The organism is Marinimicrobium sp. UBA4509, assembly GCF_002388575.1.
GTDB classification, from domain to species: Bacteria; Pseudomonadota; Gammaproteobacteria; order Pseudomonadales; family Cellvibrionaceae; genus Marinimicrobium; species Marinimicrobium koreense.
In genome coordinates this window covers 62,029-78,054 of sequence record NZ_DGMV01000084.1, presented here as the reverse complement: position 1 = coordinate 78,054, position 16,026 = coordinate 62,029, and the positions used below count along the sequence as shown (strand labels likewise).

15 protein-coding genes and 1 tRNA gene are annotated in these 16,026 nt (G+C 61.4%); 1 reads left to right on the top strand and 15 read right to left on the bottom strand.

The features are described 5' to 3' along the window. The 8 genes from pnp to B3520_RS15885 form a co-directional block, all read right to left on the bottom strand. On the bottom strand, positions 1-1,478 hold a 1,478-nt coding region (pnp, locus tag B3520_RS15920; RefSeq protein WP_286876424.1), incomplete at its 3' end, for a polyribonucleotide nucleotidyltransferase. 225 nt (positions 1,479-1,703) lie between these two features. Then, positions 1,704-1,973 (bottom strand): 30S ribosomal protein S15, encoded by a 270-nt coding sequence (gene rpsO, locus B3520_RS15915; RefSeq protein ID WP_024461087.1) that lies wholly within the window; start codon positions 1,971-1,973, stop codon positions 1,704-1,706. Between the two features lie 133 nt (positions 1,974-2,106). After that, positions 2,107-3,072, bottom strand: coding sequence for a tRNA pseudouridine(55) synthase TruB (truB, locus tag B3520_RS15910; protein WP_286876423.1), 966 nt, complete (start codon positions 3,070-3,072; stop codon positions 2,107-2,109). Continuing rightward, on the bottom strand, positions 3,072-3,467 hold the full coding sequence (gene rbfA / locus B3520_RS15905; protein ID WP_123638140.1) for a 30S ribosome-binding factor RbfA: 396 nt from the start codon (positions 3,465-3,467) through the stop codon (positions 3,072-3,074). The genes truB and rbfA overlap by 1 nt, the downstream gene beginning before the upstream one ends. Before the next feature lie 97 nt (positions 3,468-3,564). Continuing rightward, on the bottom strand, positions 3,565-6,291 hold the full coding sequence (infB, locus tag B3520_RS15900; RefSeq protein WP_123638141.1) for a translation initiation factor IF-2: 2,727 nt from the start codon (positions 6,289-6,291) through the stop codon (positions 3,565-3,567). Positions 6,292-6,356: 65 nt separating this feature from the next. Continuing rightward, positions 6,357-7,829 carry a transcription termination factor NusA gene (gene nusA / locus B3520_RS15895; protein ID WP_123638142.1) on the bottom strand — a complete coding sequence of 491 codons (1,473 nt, stop codon included), beginning with the start codon at positions 7,827-7,829 and terminating at the stop codon, positions 6,357-6,359. A 35-nt stretch (positions 7,830-7,864) separates the two neighbouring features. Continuing rightward, on the bottom strand, positions 7,865-8,326 hold the full coding sequence (gene rimP / locus B3520_RS15890) for a ribosome maturation factor RimP (RefSeq protein WP_123638143.1): 462 nt from the start codon (positions 8,324-8,326) through the stop codon (positions 7,865-7,867). Between the two features lie 294 nt (positions 8,327-8,620). Next, a tRNA-Met gene (locus B3520_RS15885) sits at positions 8,621-8,697 on the bottom strand. Positions 8,698-8,907: 210 nt separating this feature from the next. Here B3520_RS15885 and B3520_RS15880 point away from each other — a divergent pair. Beyond that, entirely contained in the window at positions 8,908-9,321 is a 414-nt protein-coding gene (locus B3520_RS15880; protein ID WP_024461093.1) for a DUF4399 domain-containing protein, read from the top strand. A 45-nt stretch (positions 9,322-9,366) separates the two neighbouring features. Here B3520_RS15880 and B3520_RS15875 read toward each other — a convergent pair whose 3' ends face one another. The 7 genes from B3520_RS15875 to bioB all read right to left on the bottom strand — a co-directional run bounded on the left by B3520_RS15875 (position 9,367) and on the right by bioB (position 15,670). Next, positions 9,367-9,549 (bottom strand): DUF3094 family protein, encoded by a 183-nt coding sequence (locus B3520_RS15875; protein WP_286804825.1) that lies wholly within the window; start codon positions 9,547-9,549, stop codon positions 9,367-9,369. A gap of 109 nt (positions 9,550-9,658) precedes the next feature. Next, complete coding sequence (locus B3520_RS15870) at positions 9,659-10,681, bottom strand: putative metalloprotease CJM1_0395 family protein (RefSeq protein ID WP_286804824.1); 1,023 nt, start codon at positions 10,679-10,681, stop codon at positions 9,659-9,661. A 15-nt stretch (positions 10,682-10,696) separates the two neighbouring features. After that, positions 10,697-10,942: a hypothetical protein gene (locus B3520_RS15865; protein WP_024461096.1), complete on the bottom strand. Its 246-nt coding sequence runs from the start codon at positions 10,940-10,942 to the stop codon at positions 10,697-10,699. Positions 10,943-11,090: 148 nt separating this feature from the next. Beyond that, a complete protein-coding gene (bioD, locus tag B3520_RS15860) occupies positions 11,091-11,774 on the bottom strand; it encodes a dethiobiotin synthase (protein WP_286804822.1) in 684 nt (227 codons plus the stop codon). A 27-nt stretch (positions 11,775-11,801) separates the two neighbouring features. After that, on the bottom strand, positions 11,802-13,415 hold the full coding sequence (bioC, locus tag B3520_RS15855; RefSeq protein WP_286876422.1) for a malonyl-ACP O-methyltransferase BioC: 1,614 nt from the start codon (positions 13,413-13,415) through the stop codon (positions 11,802-11,804). Next, positions 13,412-14,605, bottom strand: a complete 1,194-nt coding sequence (bioF, locus tag B3520_RS15850; protein WP_286876421.1) for an 8-amino-7-oxononanoate synthase — start codon at positions 14,603-14,605, stop codon at positions 13,412-13,414. The genes bioC and bioF overlap by 4 nt, the downstream gene beginning before the upstream one ends. A gap of 3 nt (positions 14,606-14,608) precedes the next feature. Then, positions 14,609-15,670 (bottom strand): biotin synthase BioB, encoded by a 1,062-nt coding sequence (bioB, locus tag B3520_RS15845; protein ID WP_024461100.1) that lies wholly within the window; start codon positions 15,668-15,670, stop codon positions 14,609-14,611. Positions 15,671-16,026: the final 356 nt, after the last annotated feature.

The window sequence follows — 16,026 nt, the reverse complement described above, 5'->3', positions numbered from 1 at the left end:
AAGTCCATGTCACCCAGGTGGTCTTCATCACCCAGGATATCGGTCAGAACGGCGAAACCGTCGTCGTCTTTCACCAGACCCATGGCGATACCGGCCACCGGCGCCTTCAGCGGTACACCGGCGTCCATCAGCGCCAGGCTGGCGCCACAGACGGAGGCCATGGAGCTGGAACCGTTGGACTCGGTGATTTCACTGACCACACGCAGGGTGTAGGGAAATTCGTCTTCTTTGGGCAGAACCGCGCCCACACCGCGACGGGCCAGACGGCCGTGACCGATCTCACGACGACCGGTACCGCCCATACGACCACACTCGCCTACTGAGTAGGGCGGGAAGTTGTAGTGCAGCATGAAGGGGTCTTTGCGCTCGCCTTCCAGAGCATCGATGATCTGGGAGTCGCGGGCGTTACCGAGGGTGGCCACGACCAAAGCCTGGGTCTCACCACGGGTAAACAAGGCCGAGCCGTGGGCCTTGGGCAGGACACCCACTTCCACTTCAATCGGGCGAACGGTGGCGCTGTCGCGGCCGTCGATACGGGGCTCACCGGCGATGATGCGCGAGCGCACCAGCTGCTTTTCCACGCTGGCGAACAGACCTTCGATTTCGCTGGCGCTGACACCGGACTCCTCGGTGGCCAGTTGTTCTACCGCCTGAGAGCGCAGCTCGGACAGCTTGGCATAGCGCTCGGCCTTGTCGGTAATGCGGTAGGCTTCGCCGATACCGTCTTTGAAACCGGCTTCGACTTTTGCCTTGAGTTCGGCATTCTGCTGGACCGGAGTCCAGTCCCAACGGGGCTTGCCACCGTCACGGGCCAGCTCTTCACAGGCCTGAATTACCACCTGCATTTCCTGGTGAGCGTACAGAACCGCACCCAGCATGATGTCTTCCGGCAGCTCTTTGGCTTCGGATTCGACCATCAGAACCGCGTCTTTGGTACCGGCAACCACCATGTCCAGCTCAGAGCCTTTCAGAGCAGCGTAGTTGGGGTTGAGCAGGTAGCCATTGTCCTGGGTGTAGCCCACACGAGCGGCGCCGATCGGGCCGTCGAACGGAATGCCCGACACGGCCAGACAGGCGGAGGTGCCGATCATGGCCGGGATATCCGGATCCACTTCCTTACAGGTAGACATGACGGTGCACACGACCTGCACTTCGTTCATGAAACCTTTGGGGAACAGCGGACGGATCGGGCGATCGATCAGGCGGGAGGTCAGGGTTTCTTTCTCGGAGGGACGACCCTCGCGCTTGAAGAAACCGCCGGGGATTTTACCGGCCGCGTAGGCGCGTTCCTGATAGTGAACGGACAGGGGGAAAAACGGTTGGTCCGGCTTGGCCTCTTTGGCACCTACCACGGTACACAGAACCGAGGTGTCACCCATGGTGACCATGACGGCGCCGGTTGCCTGGCGGGCAACACGCCCGGTCTCCAGGGTGACGGTTTCGCCGCCGTACTGAAATTTCTTGATGATCGGATTCACTCTTCTATCCTTCTCTTCTTCACTTTCGTTCAATTGTGTGCGGTCACGACTCGGAATAATTCAAAGCAAATACTTCAACATAGCCTGGAAACAATTCGAGTTGTCGTGCAAGCGACTGGTGGCTCGCGGGGGATACAGTATTCGCCGGAGCCGGTTTTACAGCCCTCCGGCCCACCGGGGCCGAAGAGCGGAAAAAAATGTGCCCGCAAAGCGGGCACAGAACTCTTACCGACGCAGACCCAGTTTCTGAATCAGGTCAGCATAACGCTTGGTGCTCTTACCCTTCAGGTAGTCCAGCAGCTTACGACGCTGGTTAACCATGCGGATAAGACCGCGGCGCGAGTGGTGATCCTGTTTGTGATCTGCGAAGTGCTCCTGCAGCTTGTTGATGTTGATGGTCAACAACGCTACCTGAACTTCCGGAGAACCGGTATCACCTTCAGCCTGCTGGTACTCTTTAACCACTTCAGCTTTTTCTGCAGCACTCAGTGCCATAATCATTTCCTCTTGTAATATGCCGTAAAAAGAAACAGCCGCACCCGCGCATATTTACAGGTGGGTTGTGTACCCGAAGCCGAGGCTCCGGGGTTGCCGGCTTGCGCCAGCGAACGCTGTCATTCGCCGAGAGTCACTGGGGCACGCTGGCGGCCACCAGCCGCTTGGGCGCCACCCGACCCTCGTCGTCCAGCTCGCCAAGGCCCAGAAATCGGGGCTCTTCCGAGCTTGCGGTGCTTTCACCGAAGACCCGCACCATATCACCTTCATCGCCCAGACGGTAGACCTGGGGGTCCATCACCGGGTTGCCCTGGCGGAAGTAGTAGGCACTGTCGGCGGGCAGTACCAGCGCCGGCAGGGCCGCGACCGGGGTGTCCGCGGGCAGCAGGTGGTGGTCCAGCAACTCCGCCATCCCCTCGCCCCGCTCCGCCTCCAGCGCTTCCAGGCTGACGGCGTTGGCCACATCGAAGGGCCCGCTAAGGGTGCGGTGCAGCCGCTCAACCCGGGCGCCGCAATCCAGAGCCTGGCCCACATCTTCCGCGAGGGTACGAATATAAGTGCCCTTGGTGCAGAGGACTTCGACGTCAATCTCCGCCTGGGGGCCCGGCCGAAAGTCCAGCAGGTCGATCCGGTGAATGGTCACCGGCCGGGGCTTGCGCTCGACCTCTTTACCTTCCCGGGCCAGTTTGTACAGCGGCTGGCCGTTGAGTTTGAGCGCCGAGAACATGGGCGGAACCTGCTCAATATCCCCCACAAACTGCTCCAGCGCCCGCTCTACCTGTTCGCGGGTCACGCCCGAGGCGTCGGCCTCGTGCAGCACCTCACCCTCGGCATCACCGGTGCTGGTGACCACGCCCAGGCGAAACGTGCTCTGGTAACCCTTCTCCGCATCCAGCAGAAACTGGGAAAATTTGGTGGCCTCACCAAAGCACAGCGGTAACAGCCCGGTGGCCAGGGGATCAAGACTGCCGGTATGCCCCGCCTTGGCGGCGAAAAACAGCCTTTTGGCCCGCTGTAATGCATGGTTGGAGGACATCCCGGCAGTTTTGTTCAGCAGCAGTACGCCGTCAATCGGACGACCTTTGCGACGACGCGCCATCAGGCCTCCCCGTCGGACTCATCGTGGTGACGGGCCTTGTCATCCGCCACGGCCCGATCGATCAGGTTGGACAGCTCCTGACCACGAATGGCCGTCTTGTCGTACAGAAACTGCAGGCGCGGAACCGTGCGCATGTTCATTTCTTTGGCCAGCAGGGTGCGCAGGAAGCCCGCGGCACCGTTCAGACGCTTGGCGCCTTCCACGCCCTGCTCGTCGCTGTCATTGCCCACGAAGGTGACGTACACCTTGGCAAAGGCCATATCACGGGTCACGGTGACATCGTTGATGTTTACCATCCCGATGCGTGGGTCGCGGATTTCCTGGGGAATCAACTGTGCCAGGAGCCGCTGGATCGCATCGGACACCCGGTCCGAGCGGGTAAATTCTCTGGGCATTGCCAGCTCACCTCATATCTGATCGTGTTGCGCTATAAGACAGGAATGCCCCGGCGACTCTCATCACCGGGGCATGCGCTATCGAGCGGTGGGTGAATTACAGTTGACGGGCAACTTCCTTCACTTCGAACACTTCGATCTGATCACCGACCTTCACGTCGTAGTTCTTCACGCCAATACCGCACTCCATGCCGTTACGCACTTCGTTGACATCGTCTTTGTAACGACGCAGGGATTCAAGCTCCCCTTCGAAGATCACCACGTTATCCCGCAGAACGCGAATCGGCTTGTTCCGGTACACGGTGCCTTCGGTCACCATACAGCCGGCGACTTGGCCGAACTTGGGCGAGCTGAACACTTCGCGCACATCGGCAATACCGACGATGGTTTCGACACGCTCCGGCTCGAGCATACCGCTCAGGGCGCTCTTCACGTCATCCAGCAGCTGATAGATGATGCTGTAGTAGCGAATCTCGACGCCTTCGTTCTCAGCCAGACGACGGGTACCGGCCGGCGCCCGGACGTTGAAACCAAAGACAATGGCACCGGAGGTCAACGCCAGGTTGACATCGTTTTCGGTAATGCCGCCGACACCGGAGGATACGATGTTGACCTGCACTTCCTCGTTGCCGATTTCCATGAGCGAGGACTGGATGGCTTCCAGCGAGCCGCGCACGTCCGCCTTGACCACGACCGGCAGAATTTTCTTCTGGTCGCTTTCCATATTGGCAAACATGTTTTCCAGCTTGGCCGCCTGCTGACGCTGCAGCTTTTCCTTACGCTCTTTGTCAGCGCGGAACTCGGCAACTTCACGAGCCTTACGCTCGTCTTCCAGCACGGCGAAGTCATCACCGGCACTAGGGGCATTATCGAGGCCCAGAATCTCAACCGGCGAGGACGGCCCGACGGACTTGACCTGCTGGCCCAGCTCGTTGGTCATGGCGCGCACGCGGCCATAGCTCTGTCCAGCCAGCACCAGGTCGCCGTGGTTCAGGGTGCCCTGCTGTACCAGCAGAGTCGCCACGACACCGCGGCCCTTCTCAACGCGCGATTCAACCACCACGCCCTGAGCCGGCGCATCTTCTACCGCTTTGAGCTCCAGAATTTCGGCTTGCAGAGACACGGCTTCCAGCAGCTCATCGATACCGGCGCCGGTGTGGGCCGAGACTTCGATGAACTGGGTATCACCGCCCCACTCTTCCGGAATCACTTCCTTTGCGGCCAGCTCGTTCTTCACCCGCTCGGGGTCGGCGTTTTCCTTATCGCACTTGTTGATGGCAACCACGATGGGTACACCGGCGGCCTTGGAGTGCTGAATCGCCTCTTCGGTCTGGGGCATCACGCCATCGTCGGCGGCCACCACCAGAATCACCACGTCAGTACACTGAGCACCGCGGGCACGCATGGCGGTAAACGCGGCGTGGCCGGGGGTATCCAGGAAGGCGACTTCGCCCTGGCTGGTTTTCACCCGGTAGGCACCAATGTGCTGGGTGATACCACCGGCTTCGCCGGAGGCCACCTTGGTTTTACGAATGTAGTCCAGGAGCGAGGTCTTGCCGTGGTCGACGTGACCCATCACGGTCACCACCGGGGCGCGCGGCTTACCTTCGCCCTGCACCTTCACTTCCAGCTCTTCCTCGAGCTTGTGCTCGATTTCGTCTTCGCTCTTGAGCACCGCGTTGTGGCCGTACTCTTCGACCAGCAACTGGGCGGTGTCCTGCTCCAGCGGCTGGTTGATGGTGGCCATAACGCCCATTTTCATCAATTGCTTGATCACTTCGCCCGACTTGACGCTCATCCGCTGGGCCAGCTCGCCCACGGTGATGGTCTCGGGAATTTCTACGTCGCGAATAATCTTACCTGTCGGTTTTTTGAATGCGTGTTTGTTAGAGGCTTTGTGGGCCGCGCGCACACTGCGGCGACGAGCCAGAACCTCTTCGGATTCCGTTTCATCTTCCACCATCGCATAAATATCGGCCTTGGAGTTCTTCTTCGGGCCCATGGAACGCTTGCCCTTGCCGCCGGCGCGCTTGCGATGCTTGTTACCTTCTTCCTCATCAAACGGCTTACTGTGACGCTTTTCTTTCTTGCCGTGTTTGGTGTCTTCCTTTTCGGCCGGCGGCGCCACCGGTGCTGCCGCAGCCCGCTCGGCACGAGCTTCTTCCTGGGCACGACGCACTTCTTCAAGCGCTTTCAGCTCGGCTTCGCGCTTGGCTTCTTCCGCTTTGCGACGCTCCTGAGCGCGAATACGGATTTCTTCCGCGTCGTCGACAAAGGACGGACGCGTCGGCTCCGCCGGGGTCTCTTCGGACTTAGCCTCTTCGGTCTTGGCCTCGTCTGCAGGCGCTTCCGCGCTGCTCTCGGCCTGTTCGGCACGAGCTTTGGCTTCCGCCTCTTCCGCGGCTTTCGCTTCGGCCGCTGCTTTCTCTTCAGCCAACTTGCGTGCGCGAGCTTCTTCGGCCGCCGCATTTTCCGCCGCTATCTTCTCGGCCTCCAACGCCTCTTCCTCGGCCTGCACTTCTTGAGGATCGCGCTTGACGTAGGTGCGTTTCTTGCGCACTTCCACGTTTACCGTCTTGCGCGCCGCGCCACTACCGGTTTTCAGGGTAGTGGTGGTTTTGCGCTTGAGCGTAATCTTCTTGGGCCCGTCCGAAGACTCCCCATGGCTGGTCTTGAGGTAGGTCAGCAACGTTTGCTTTTCCTCGTCAGACACCAGTGCGTCTTCGGTTTTCTGGCTCAAGCCGGCCTCTTGCATCTGCTTCAGCAGACGCTCGACCGGTGCGCCCACAGATTTGGCGAGTTCGCTAACTGTTACTTCTGCCATTGTGTATCCTCAGTGTTGTTCGTTGCCCGCGGTGCTCGACCTGAATCAATTTAACCGTTCAGGAATCAGGCAAACCAGGGCTCGCGCGCCTTCATGATCAGCGCCGCTGCGCGCTCTTCATCCATGCCGTCGATGTCCAGCAGGTCATCAATAGCCTGTTCAGCCAGGTCTTCCATTGTGACGATACCGCGGCCCGCCAGCGTTTTCGCCAGGGCCTCATCCATACCTTCCATATTGAGCAGGTCATCCGCCGGCTCTGAGCTTTCTTCCGAGGCCAGGGCCTGAGTCAGCAGCGCGTCTTTGGCGCGCGCACGCAGCTCTTCGGCAATGTCTTCATCAAAACCTTCAATGGCGAGCATTTCATCCAGCGGTACATAGGCCACTTCTTCCAGGGAGGTGAAGCCCTCTTCCACCAGAACGCCAGCCACATCTTCGTCGACATCCAACGCATTCATGAACAGCTCAATATAACTGCCGGATTCCTCTTCCTGCTTGGACTGCCACTCTTCCACGCTCATCACGTTGATGTCCCAGCCAGTCAGCTCACTGGCCAGGCGGACGTTCTGACCACCGCGACCAATGGCCATGGCAAGATTGTCTTCCCCGACCGCCAGGTCCATGGAGCCAGTGTCTTCATCCACCACGATGGATTCAATTTCGGCCGGCGACATGGCGTTGATCACGAACTGCGCGGGGTTGTCGTCCCACAGCACGATGTCCACCCGCTCGTTGCCCAGCTCGTTGGACACGGCCTGAACGCGGGAACCGCGCATGCCCACACAGGCACCGACCGGGTCGATGCGACCATCGTTGGTGTTGACGGCGATCTTGGCGCGCAGGCCGGGGTCCCGTGCGGCGCCCTTGATCTCGATGACTTCTTCGGCAATTTCCGGCACTTCGATCTTGAACAGTTCGATCAGCATTTCCGGGCAGGAACGGCTCAAGAACAGCTGCGGCCCCCGCGTTTCATTGCGGACGTCCTGCAACAGAGCGCGCACGCGATCACCGACCCGGAAGATCTCCCGACCGACCAGTTGGTCCCGTGGCAACAGGCCTTCGGCATTATTGCCGAGGTCCACAATGATACTATCGCGCGTCACTTTTTTCACGGTGCCGCTGACCAGCTCACCGACCTGGTCGCGATACTCTTCCACCATCTGGGCGCGCTCGGCTTCACGAACTTTCTGTACGATCACCTGCTTGGCAGTCTGGGCGGCAATCCGGCCAAACTCGACGTTTTCGATTTTCTCGCGGCAGATATCACCCACCTTGAGGTCGGGATCTTTTTCAGCCGCCTCTTCAGTGGTCAACTGGGTGCCCAGCTCGGCCACCACATCATCACTGACCACCTCCCAGGTACGGAAGGTTTCATAGTCGCCGGTGGCACGATCGATCAGAACTTCAATATTCGAGTCCTCATCAAAACGCTTTTTGGTTGCCGTGGCCAGCGCAGTTTCGATGGCCTGGAAAATAATTTCTTTTTCCACACCTTTTTCATTTGACACCGCATCGGCGACCAACAAAATTTCTTTGTTCATGAGCTTGCCTCGTTAAACTCCTTCACCGCACTTAATTAAAAGCGTGGGACCAAATTCGCTTTTTCAATCGACCCGATCGACAGCGTGTGCTCCGCACCATCCACTATCAAGACTACCGAGTCCCCTTCAACCGCCTGTAATTGACCTTTGAACTTGCGCCGACCCGCGACCGGGGCCCGGGTCTTCAATGAAATCACTTCACCGATATAGTGCGCATATTGTTCGGGCGTAAACAGTGGCCGATCCATTCCCGGCGATGACACCTCGAGGGTGTAGCGGTTGGTAATGGGATCTTCCACATCCATAAGGCTGCTCACCTGACGACTGACCCGTTCGCAGTCTTCCAGATTAACGCCTTCCTCACCCGGGCGATCAATATAGATGCGCAGCGTGGAGTAACGCCCCTGGGTCAGATACTCCAACCCCCAGAGTTCACACTCCAGCGCTTCAACAACGGGCGCGATCAGCGCGTGCAGCTGTTCCTGTTTGGACGCCATGAAATCGGTTCACCTGTGTGGCGGGGTGCCGCCCTGAAAAATAAACGCCGGGAGCGATGTAAACGCGTCCGACGCGGGCCCGCAGAGCAACTGCCACGAAGGGCAGTTACAAAAAATGGGCCAGAGGCCCATTTTCGAAACTGCGGCCACAGGCCTCTGTGGCGGGGGTGCACCCCTTTTTACAAATACAAAAAAGCCCCATGACAGGGGCTTATTCGAGCGCCGGCTTCTTTTCGGACCGACTGGGAAAGCTGAACACCGTATAAAGGTCACTCATCAACTTTCCAAAATAAGTGGTAGCGGGGGCTGGATTTGAACCAACGACCTTCGGGTTATGAGCCCGACGAGCTACCAGACTGCTCCACCCCGCACCTTCAACTCGGCGGCACTGCCTAACCGAGGTGGCGAATTATAGGCATACACCCAGGGTGGGTCAACCCCAATTTCAACTTATTTCAAATACTTGCGCCATTAAGCTTCTTTACACTTGAGCATCCGGCCACGGTATCGAGCCGTATCCTTAACACCTATAATGACGCCATCAGGTTTCATTCCCATGACCCAATGCACGGAGGTTTTCGATGACACATCTACTACGCACTTTACTGGGCACCGCCACCCTTGCCCTGGCGGCGCTTTCCGCCCAGGCCGACAGTCCCAGCGCCTATATCATTTCCCCGAGCGATGGCGATACGGTCACCAGCCCGGTCACCGTGAAATTCGGCCTCAAGGGCATGGGCGTGGCCCCGGCGGGCGTTGAGCGGGACAATACCGGGCACCATCACCTGTTGATTGACCTGGAGACACTGCCCGACCTGGACATGCCGATTCCGGCGGACGATCAACACGTCCACTTCGGCGGCGGCCAGACCGAGACGACGGTGGAGCTGGAGCCCGGCGAGCACACGCTGCAGCTCCTGCTGGGGGACCACCTGCACCGTCCTCACGACGAGCCGGTGGTATCCGAGAAGATCACCATTACGGTCAGCGAGTAACGTGCACGCAACCGGCGCCCCACCAGGGCGCGCCGGTTGCGTCACTCAGACCACGCCCTGAATACGGGCAATCATAAAACTCACCCCGCTGAGCATCGTCAGCACCAGCAAAATCACTCCCAGTAACGTCCAGAGCCGGAACGGCTTGCGCTCGACACTATTCACACCCCGACGGGTAACCGCATCAACGCGCGCCTGATCTTCCGGGGTCAATTGAGGTTTATGCACTGCCTGCCTCCACGAGGACATCATTCAACCGGAGCACCGACTCGGCGGCGCCAAAGGCAGACAGTATAGAACGGGAAACGGGCCGGCAAAAGCGGCGGCGTGGCGGGACTTAAATACGCTGATCCAGGCGGTTACCGGAGCGCCCCTCACTGGTCAGGCCGCTGAGACCGACCAACTGGATGTAGGTGTCGATATTGCGCTGACGGGCATCCTCAACCAGCTCGCTGCGGCGGTTTTCCCGCTCCGCCTCCTCGCGCTCACGTTCCGAACTGAGCTCGTCTCGCCGCGCACTGGATTCGCCCTCCTCATCCGGCGATGTACGCCTTTCTTCGGCCTCCTGCGCCTCCATCTGGCGCAATTCGGCGCGTGCCTGAGCTTCCATTTGCGCCGCTTCAGCGGCCACCCGCCGATCGGTATCGGAGGGTTCGGCCGGCGCGTAGGCCGCGCGCCGAATCTGTTGCGCTTTTTCAATGGTCGCCTGAGGGTCGTTCGGTATCCGGCTGGTATCTATGGGGACCTCTCCCGACACCGCATAGGAAACGCCATCGGGGCCGTGCACGAAGTCGTACTGGGGGGCACCGGCATAACGACCGCCGAGGGCCGCATGGGCCTGCTCGTGCTGACGGACCTCACGATCCCGGGCCGCCAGCTCGCGGATTTCGGCCTGGGTTTCCAGCGCCTGCTGCTTCTCCCGACTGTCGCGGAAAGCGCTGCGAGGATCATCGGATGCGGGGCTGGCCGGCGACGCGCCGGATTCAGCCGTCAAACCAGCGCCCTGAGCCCCGGAAGACTGACCGATACTCGCCTCTGACGCCAGGGCCGCCTGGCCGGAAGCGGACAGCGTGACCCGGTCGTTGCGATTGGTTTCAAAGGGAGGCGGCTGATCGGTCTCTGGAGCGCTGGAGCGAATACGCGGGTCGCGGCTTTCCTGCTGCTGCCACTGCTGATCGGTTTCTCCGGGGCGCTGATCGGGGGAGCGGAAGTTCTCGCTTCGGGCCGTCTCGGCCGATTCCTCCAGGGGCTGGAGGCTGGAACCTCTGAGGTCCTCGGTTTCCTGCCCCACAGGGGCACGCCCGGCGGGCACAAAGGGCGCCACGGCGTTGGCAAAATTGGAGGGAATGACCGAGGCCATGATCGAAGGCGGCTATCAGGCCATGGTGTCAATCAGCCGACCGACATTTTCATCGGCGGCTTCAAGCACCCGGGCGTTACTGTCAAACACCTGCTGCTGGGCCTCGATATTGATCAGAGGCTCCACAATCTGCAGGCTGGAGGCCGATTCGGTCGCGGGCACGGTGCCCGACTGGACGATCTGCTGCGCCGAGCTGGTCATTTCAGACTGGCTGCGCTGCATGCCGATCAAGGCCTGATTGACGGCAGAACCAATTTCCATCGTATACCCCCTTTCATTGCGGCCTGAGCGGCCGATCTGAGAACGCTGTCCTCGTTAGTTTAGCGCGCCAACTGACCAAAAAACAATCAAGACCGGCAATTTATCAGAGTTTTTTGCAGTAAAACGGCCATTTATAGAACCGAACGAACTAACCGATCAGGGGGTCCAGGTTCAGGTGCTCGGCAACGGCAGAGGGGGTCGGCGAAGACAGTGTCGGTACCCAGCCAAGAAACGGCGCTCGCAGGCGTTGCCCAAGCGCGTCCACATTCTCCCGCAGACGCGGCATATCCGGGTCCAGCACGTTGGCTACCCAGCCGGCCAACGGCAAGCCATCGCGGGCAATCGCCTCGGCGGTCAACAGCGCGTGATTCAGGCAACCCAGGCGCACCCCCACCACCAGAATGACCGGCAAGTTGAGCTGTCGGGCCAGATCCGCCAGGGTTTCAGCCGGATTGAGCGGCACTCGCCAGCCCCCGGCGCCCTCGACGACGGTAAAGTCCGCCTGCCCCAGAACACCGCGGCAATAGCCTGCCAGACGATCGGTCGACAGGGGCCGCCGGGCTTCCAGCGCGGCAATGTGGGGCGCGATGGCCGGCTCGAGGGCCACGGGGTTGACCTGCTCGTAATCGAGGGGCGGATTGACCACCGACTGCAACAACAGGGCATCCTCGTTGCGCAATCCGTCCGGGGTCCGCTCACAGCCCGCGGCCACCGGCTTGAGCGCCGCCGTGGTCAGACCCCGACTGTTGGCGGCCTGAAGCAGGCCGGCTGCGATACAGGTTTTACCCACACCGGTGTCCGTGCCGGTGACAAAAAACGCGTGTTTTGCCATGGTGTGCAGTTCTCTTTCAACATCGGATTAAGAAGGTTTGCGCGCAGCGGCGTAATACACCTCGTAGCTGGCGGGGAGGAGTCCGTCCTCCCGGAACGGCTCGTAGGCAGCCTTGAGCGCCTGAATTTTCTGTCGCCCAGTGAGCCCTTCCGGCTGCCCCCGGTTGACATTGTGGGCCCCGAGCGCCTTGAGCTCCCGGGTCAAGTCGGCCAGCGCCTCGTAGCGCAGCACCCGCTCCTCGCGCAGCCACTCGGTGCCCTGGAACCCCGCCTGGCACAGTGCGTCGTCAACCGCCCGCTGGGGAGGAAAGCGGTTGACGTGAACGTAGCCGTCCACCCGCTGCCAGGCGCTTTTCAACTCCCAGAGCGTGCGCGGCCCCAGGGTGGAAAACAGCAGCCGCCCGCCCGGCTTCAACACCCGCTGCAGCTCGCCGAACAGGCTCGGCAGGTGTTCACACCACTGGACCGACAGGCTGGAAAAGACCAGATCCACACTGGCATCGGCCAGGGGTAATTCCTCGGCATCACCACACAGCCACAGAGCCGGAATATCGCGCTCCTGACGGGCAAAGCGGAGCATGCCCTCGGCAATATCCAGTCCGATCAGCTGCGCCTCGGGAAGCCGGTGGGCCAGCCGCTCGCCAAAATAGCCGGTACCGCAGCCCAGATCCACCAGGGTGTCCACCACCCCAAGGTCCTGCCCGCCCAACTGATTCAGTAGCGTCTCTCCCACCGCGCGCTGCAGCCGCGCGACACTGTCGTAACTGGTGGCTGCCCGGCTGAACGAGTGAGCGACCCGGCGCTTATCCAGTTGCCCGGTGGTCAGATTCAGAAAGTGCAGCACGGCCTCGCCCACCCGCTCTGGCTCACTCCAATGCATGGCGTGCCCCGCCCCGGCCACCACGGACACCCGCTGGCGCTGGTTGAGCGCCGGCAGCTGACCGGCAGCGGCCAGGGGAACCAGAGCGTCGTGCTCGGCATACAGGTGCAGACCGGGCTGCCGCAGTTGCTCGAAGGCACGGGCATTATCCAGGTCGGACAACAGCGTCAGCGCCTGGCCCCATTGAGGCCGAACCTGTTCAGGCTCCGGCTGAAGGTTTGCCAGCGCTGCGCGTACGTCCCGCTCGCGCTGATCGCCATGGGCGACCAGGCCCAGAAACCGTTTCAGCCCTTTGGCAGGGGCGCGCTCGAAATCGCGCTTGAATCGCTCGTTGGTGGCCGGCGCCATGGCCTCTGGCCAGCGCGCATCCGCCACAAAGCGCAGATTGCTGGCGAGGGTGACCACGCGGGTTATACGCTCCGGCCGCCGGGCGGCCAGTGCCACTGCAAGCATGCCGCCCAGAGACCACCCCACCAGAGTGGCCTGCGCCGGCAGGCTCTGATCAATGGCATTGAGTACGCTATCGAGCGAGAAATCCGCACCGGCCGGACTGTCGCCAAAGCCCGGCAAGTCCAGGGCAATGACATCGCTGTATTGGCGCAACCAGGGCAGTAGGGGTTCCCAGCTGCGGCTGTCAAAACCCCAGCCGTGAAGTAGCACCAGGGGCTCGGCCGAGGTCGATACCAGCGCGGGAAAGTGATGGGCGGCCAGTGGAGCGTCGAGCTCCCGGGGCGCACTCAGGGGAATCATCGGGTCTGTCACGGCGCCTCCACAGACGCAAGTTCATGGAGACTGTCCGCCAGCGCGGACAGCAGCCCGGCCACCTGTGCCCGGGAGTGGCCGGCACTCAGGGTCACTCTCAGTCGGGCACTGCCTTTAGGTACGGTGGGTGGGCGAATAGCGACCACCCAGTAGCCTTTCTGCTCCAGGGCGGAGGCCAGGGCGAGTGCCCGGCGGTCATCCCCAATCAGCACCGGCTGGACCGCCGTGTGGGAGTCCATCAGGGTAAGCCCGAGGGCGCGTGCGCCGTCCCGGAACTGTACAATGCGCTCATTGAGCTCCGTCCGACGCCAGGCCTCCTCCTGCACCAGCCGCAGGCTCGCCCGGGTCGCCGCCGCGACCGCCGGTGGCAACGCGGTGGTGTAGATGTAGCTACGGGCAAACTGAATCAGCGTTTCGATCAGGGCCTCGCTGCCCGCCACAAACGCTCCGGCGGTGCCCAGGGCCTTGCCCAGAGTCGCCATATAAATCGGCACCTGCGCCTCGGCCACCCCCTGAGCGTCCAGGGTACCCGCGCCGCGCTCGCCCAGGCAGCCGAAGCCGTGGGCATCATCCACCATCAGCCAGCCGCCGTGCGCATTGGCGACCCGGGCGAGATCGACAAGTGGGGCGCAGTCACCGTCCATGCTGAACACGCCGTCCACGGCCACCAGGCGACGCCTGGCATCAGAGCCCGCGAGGCGGCGCTCCAGGTGTTCCGGGTCATTGTGGGAAAAGCGCTGGAAACGGGCCCCGCTCAGCAGCCCGGCATCGAGCAGTGAGGCGTGGTTCAGGCGGTCTTCAAAAATGCCGTCGCCCTTGCCCACCAGGGCAGTCACCGTGCCCAGGTTGGCCATGTAGCCGGTGGAAAACAGCAATGCCCGCTCGCGGCCACAGAACGCCGCCAGTTCCTCTTCCAGGGCATGGTGCTCGCGGGAGTGGCCGCATACCAGGTGAGAGGCTCCACTGCCCACCCCCAGATCATCGGCGCCGGCTCTGAATGCCTTGATGACATCCGGGTGGTTGGCCAGGCCCAGATAGTCGTTGCTGCAGAAACCGACCAGGTGGCGGCCATCGACCACCACCTCGGGGCCCTGCGGGGAGGCCAGCGTCCGACGCTGGCGATAGAGAGACTGGGCCCGACGAGCCGTCAGTGCGGGCCCGAGCGCCGCATCCAGAGAGGCGTGGGGCACGGCTTACTTGGCGGCGTTGTAGAAGAATTGGTCGTTGCGCGCCTCTTCCAGCGCCCCGGCCAGCTCGACCTCATCCTGCTCGGCTTCGTCGATATGCACTTCGCGCTGCTCGGGCTGAATCCCCAGGCGCTTGAACAACTGCATGTCCTTATTGGCTTCCGGGTTAGCGGTCGTGAGCAGTTTCTCGCCGTAGAAAATCGAGTTGGCGCCGGCCAGGAAGGCCATGGCCTGCATCTGGTCGTTCATCTCCTCGCGCCCGGCAGACAGACGGACATGCGACTGAGGCATCAGAATCCGGGCCACCGCAATGGTGCGGATAAACTCGAAGGGGTCCAGGTCTTCCTCTTCCGCGAAGGGTGTGCCGGCCACTTTCACCAGCATGTTGATGGGTACCGACTCCGGGTGGTCCGGCATGGTGGCCAGTTGCTGCAACAGACCCGCGCGGTCGGTCTTTTCTTCGCCCATACCGACAATACCGCCACAACAGACTTTCATGCCGGCCTTGCGAACGTTGTCCAGGGTTTCCAGACGATCCTGATAGGTACGGGTGGTGATCACCTCGCCGTAATACTCGGGAGAAGTATCCAGGTTGTGGTTGTAGTAATCCAGGCCCGCCTCGGCAAGGGTTTTTGCCTGCCCTTCGTCGAGCATCCCCAGCGTCATGCAGGTTTCCAGGCCCAGGGACTTGACTCCTTTGACCATGTCCGTGACGTAGTTAAGGTCCCGGTTCTTGGGGCTGCGCCAGGCGGCACCCATGCAAAAGCGGGTGGCGCCGCTGGCCTTGGCGGCCCGGGCTTCTTCCAGCACTTTCTCTACCGCCATCAGACGCTCGCGCTCCAGACCGGTGTCGTAGCGGGCACTCTGGGGGCAGTATTTGCAATCTTCCGGGCAGGCGCCGGTTTTGATCGAGCACAGGGTGCTGACCTGCACTTGATTGGGATCGAAGTGGGCGCGGTGCACGGTCTGTGCCTGAAACATAAGGTCGCTGAACGGCAGGTCAAACAGGGCGAGAATCTCGTCCCGGGTCCAGTCGTGGCGAATCGGCGGTTGTGCGGTGGCGTTCATGGTTCGATCCCGGTGTGTTTGAGGTCCAAAAGCCCTCTATAGTAGCGGCCCACAGGCCGCTGTCAACCAAAATGCCCTGATCGGGTTTACAGCGCCCTCGCCCACAGGGTCGCACATCCGGCGGCCTGGGCCTTCGGGGCTGGACGTCAGCGGCCCGAGAAGTCATGATCTACCTGCAAGCCACCAACCAAAGGACTACCCCCCATGTGGAATGGATTGAAGTGGAATGGACTCAAGGGCCTCATGGCCACCCTGCCCCGGCTGCCCCGATCCTGTCTGCTGTGCTCGCAACCCGGTGCCGACCTGCTGTGCCCGGGGTGCGAATTCGGTCTACCCTACCTCGCCCGCCACGATCA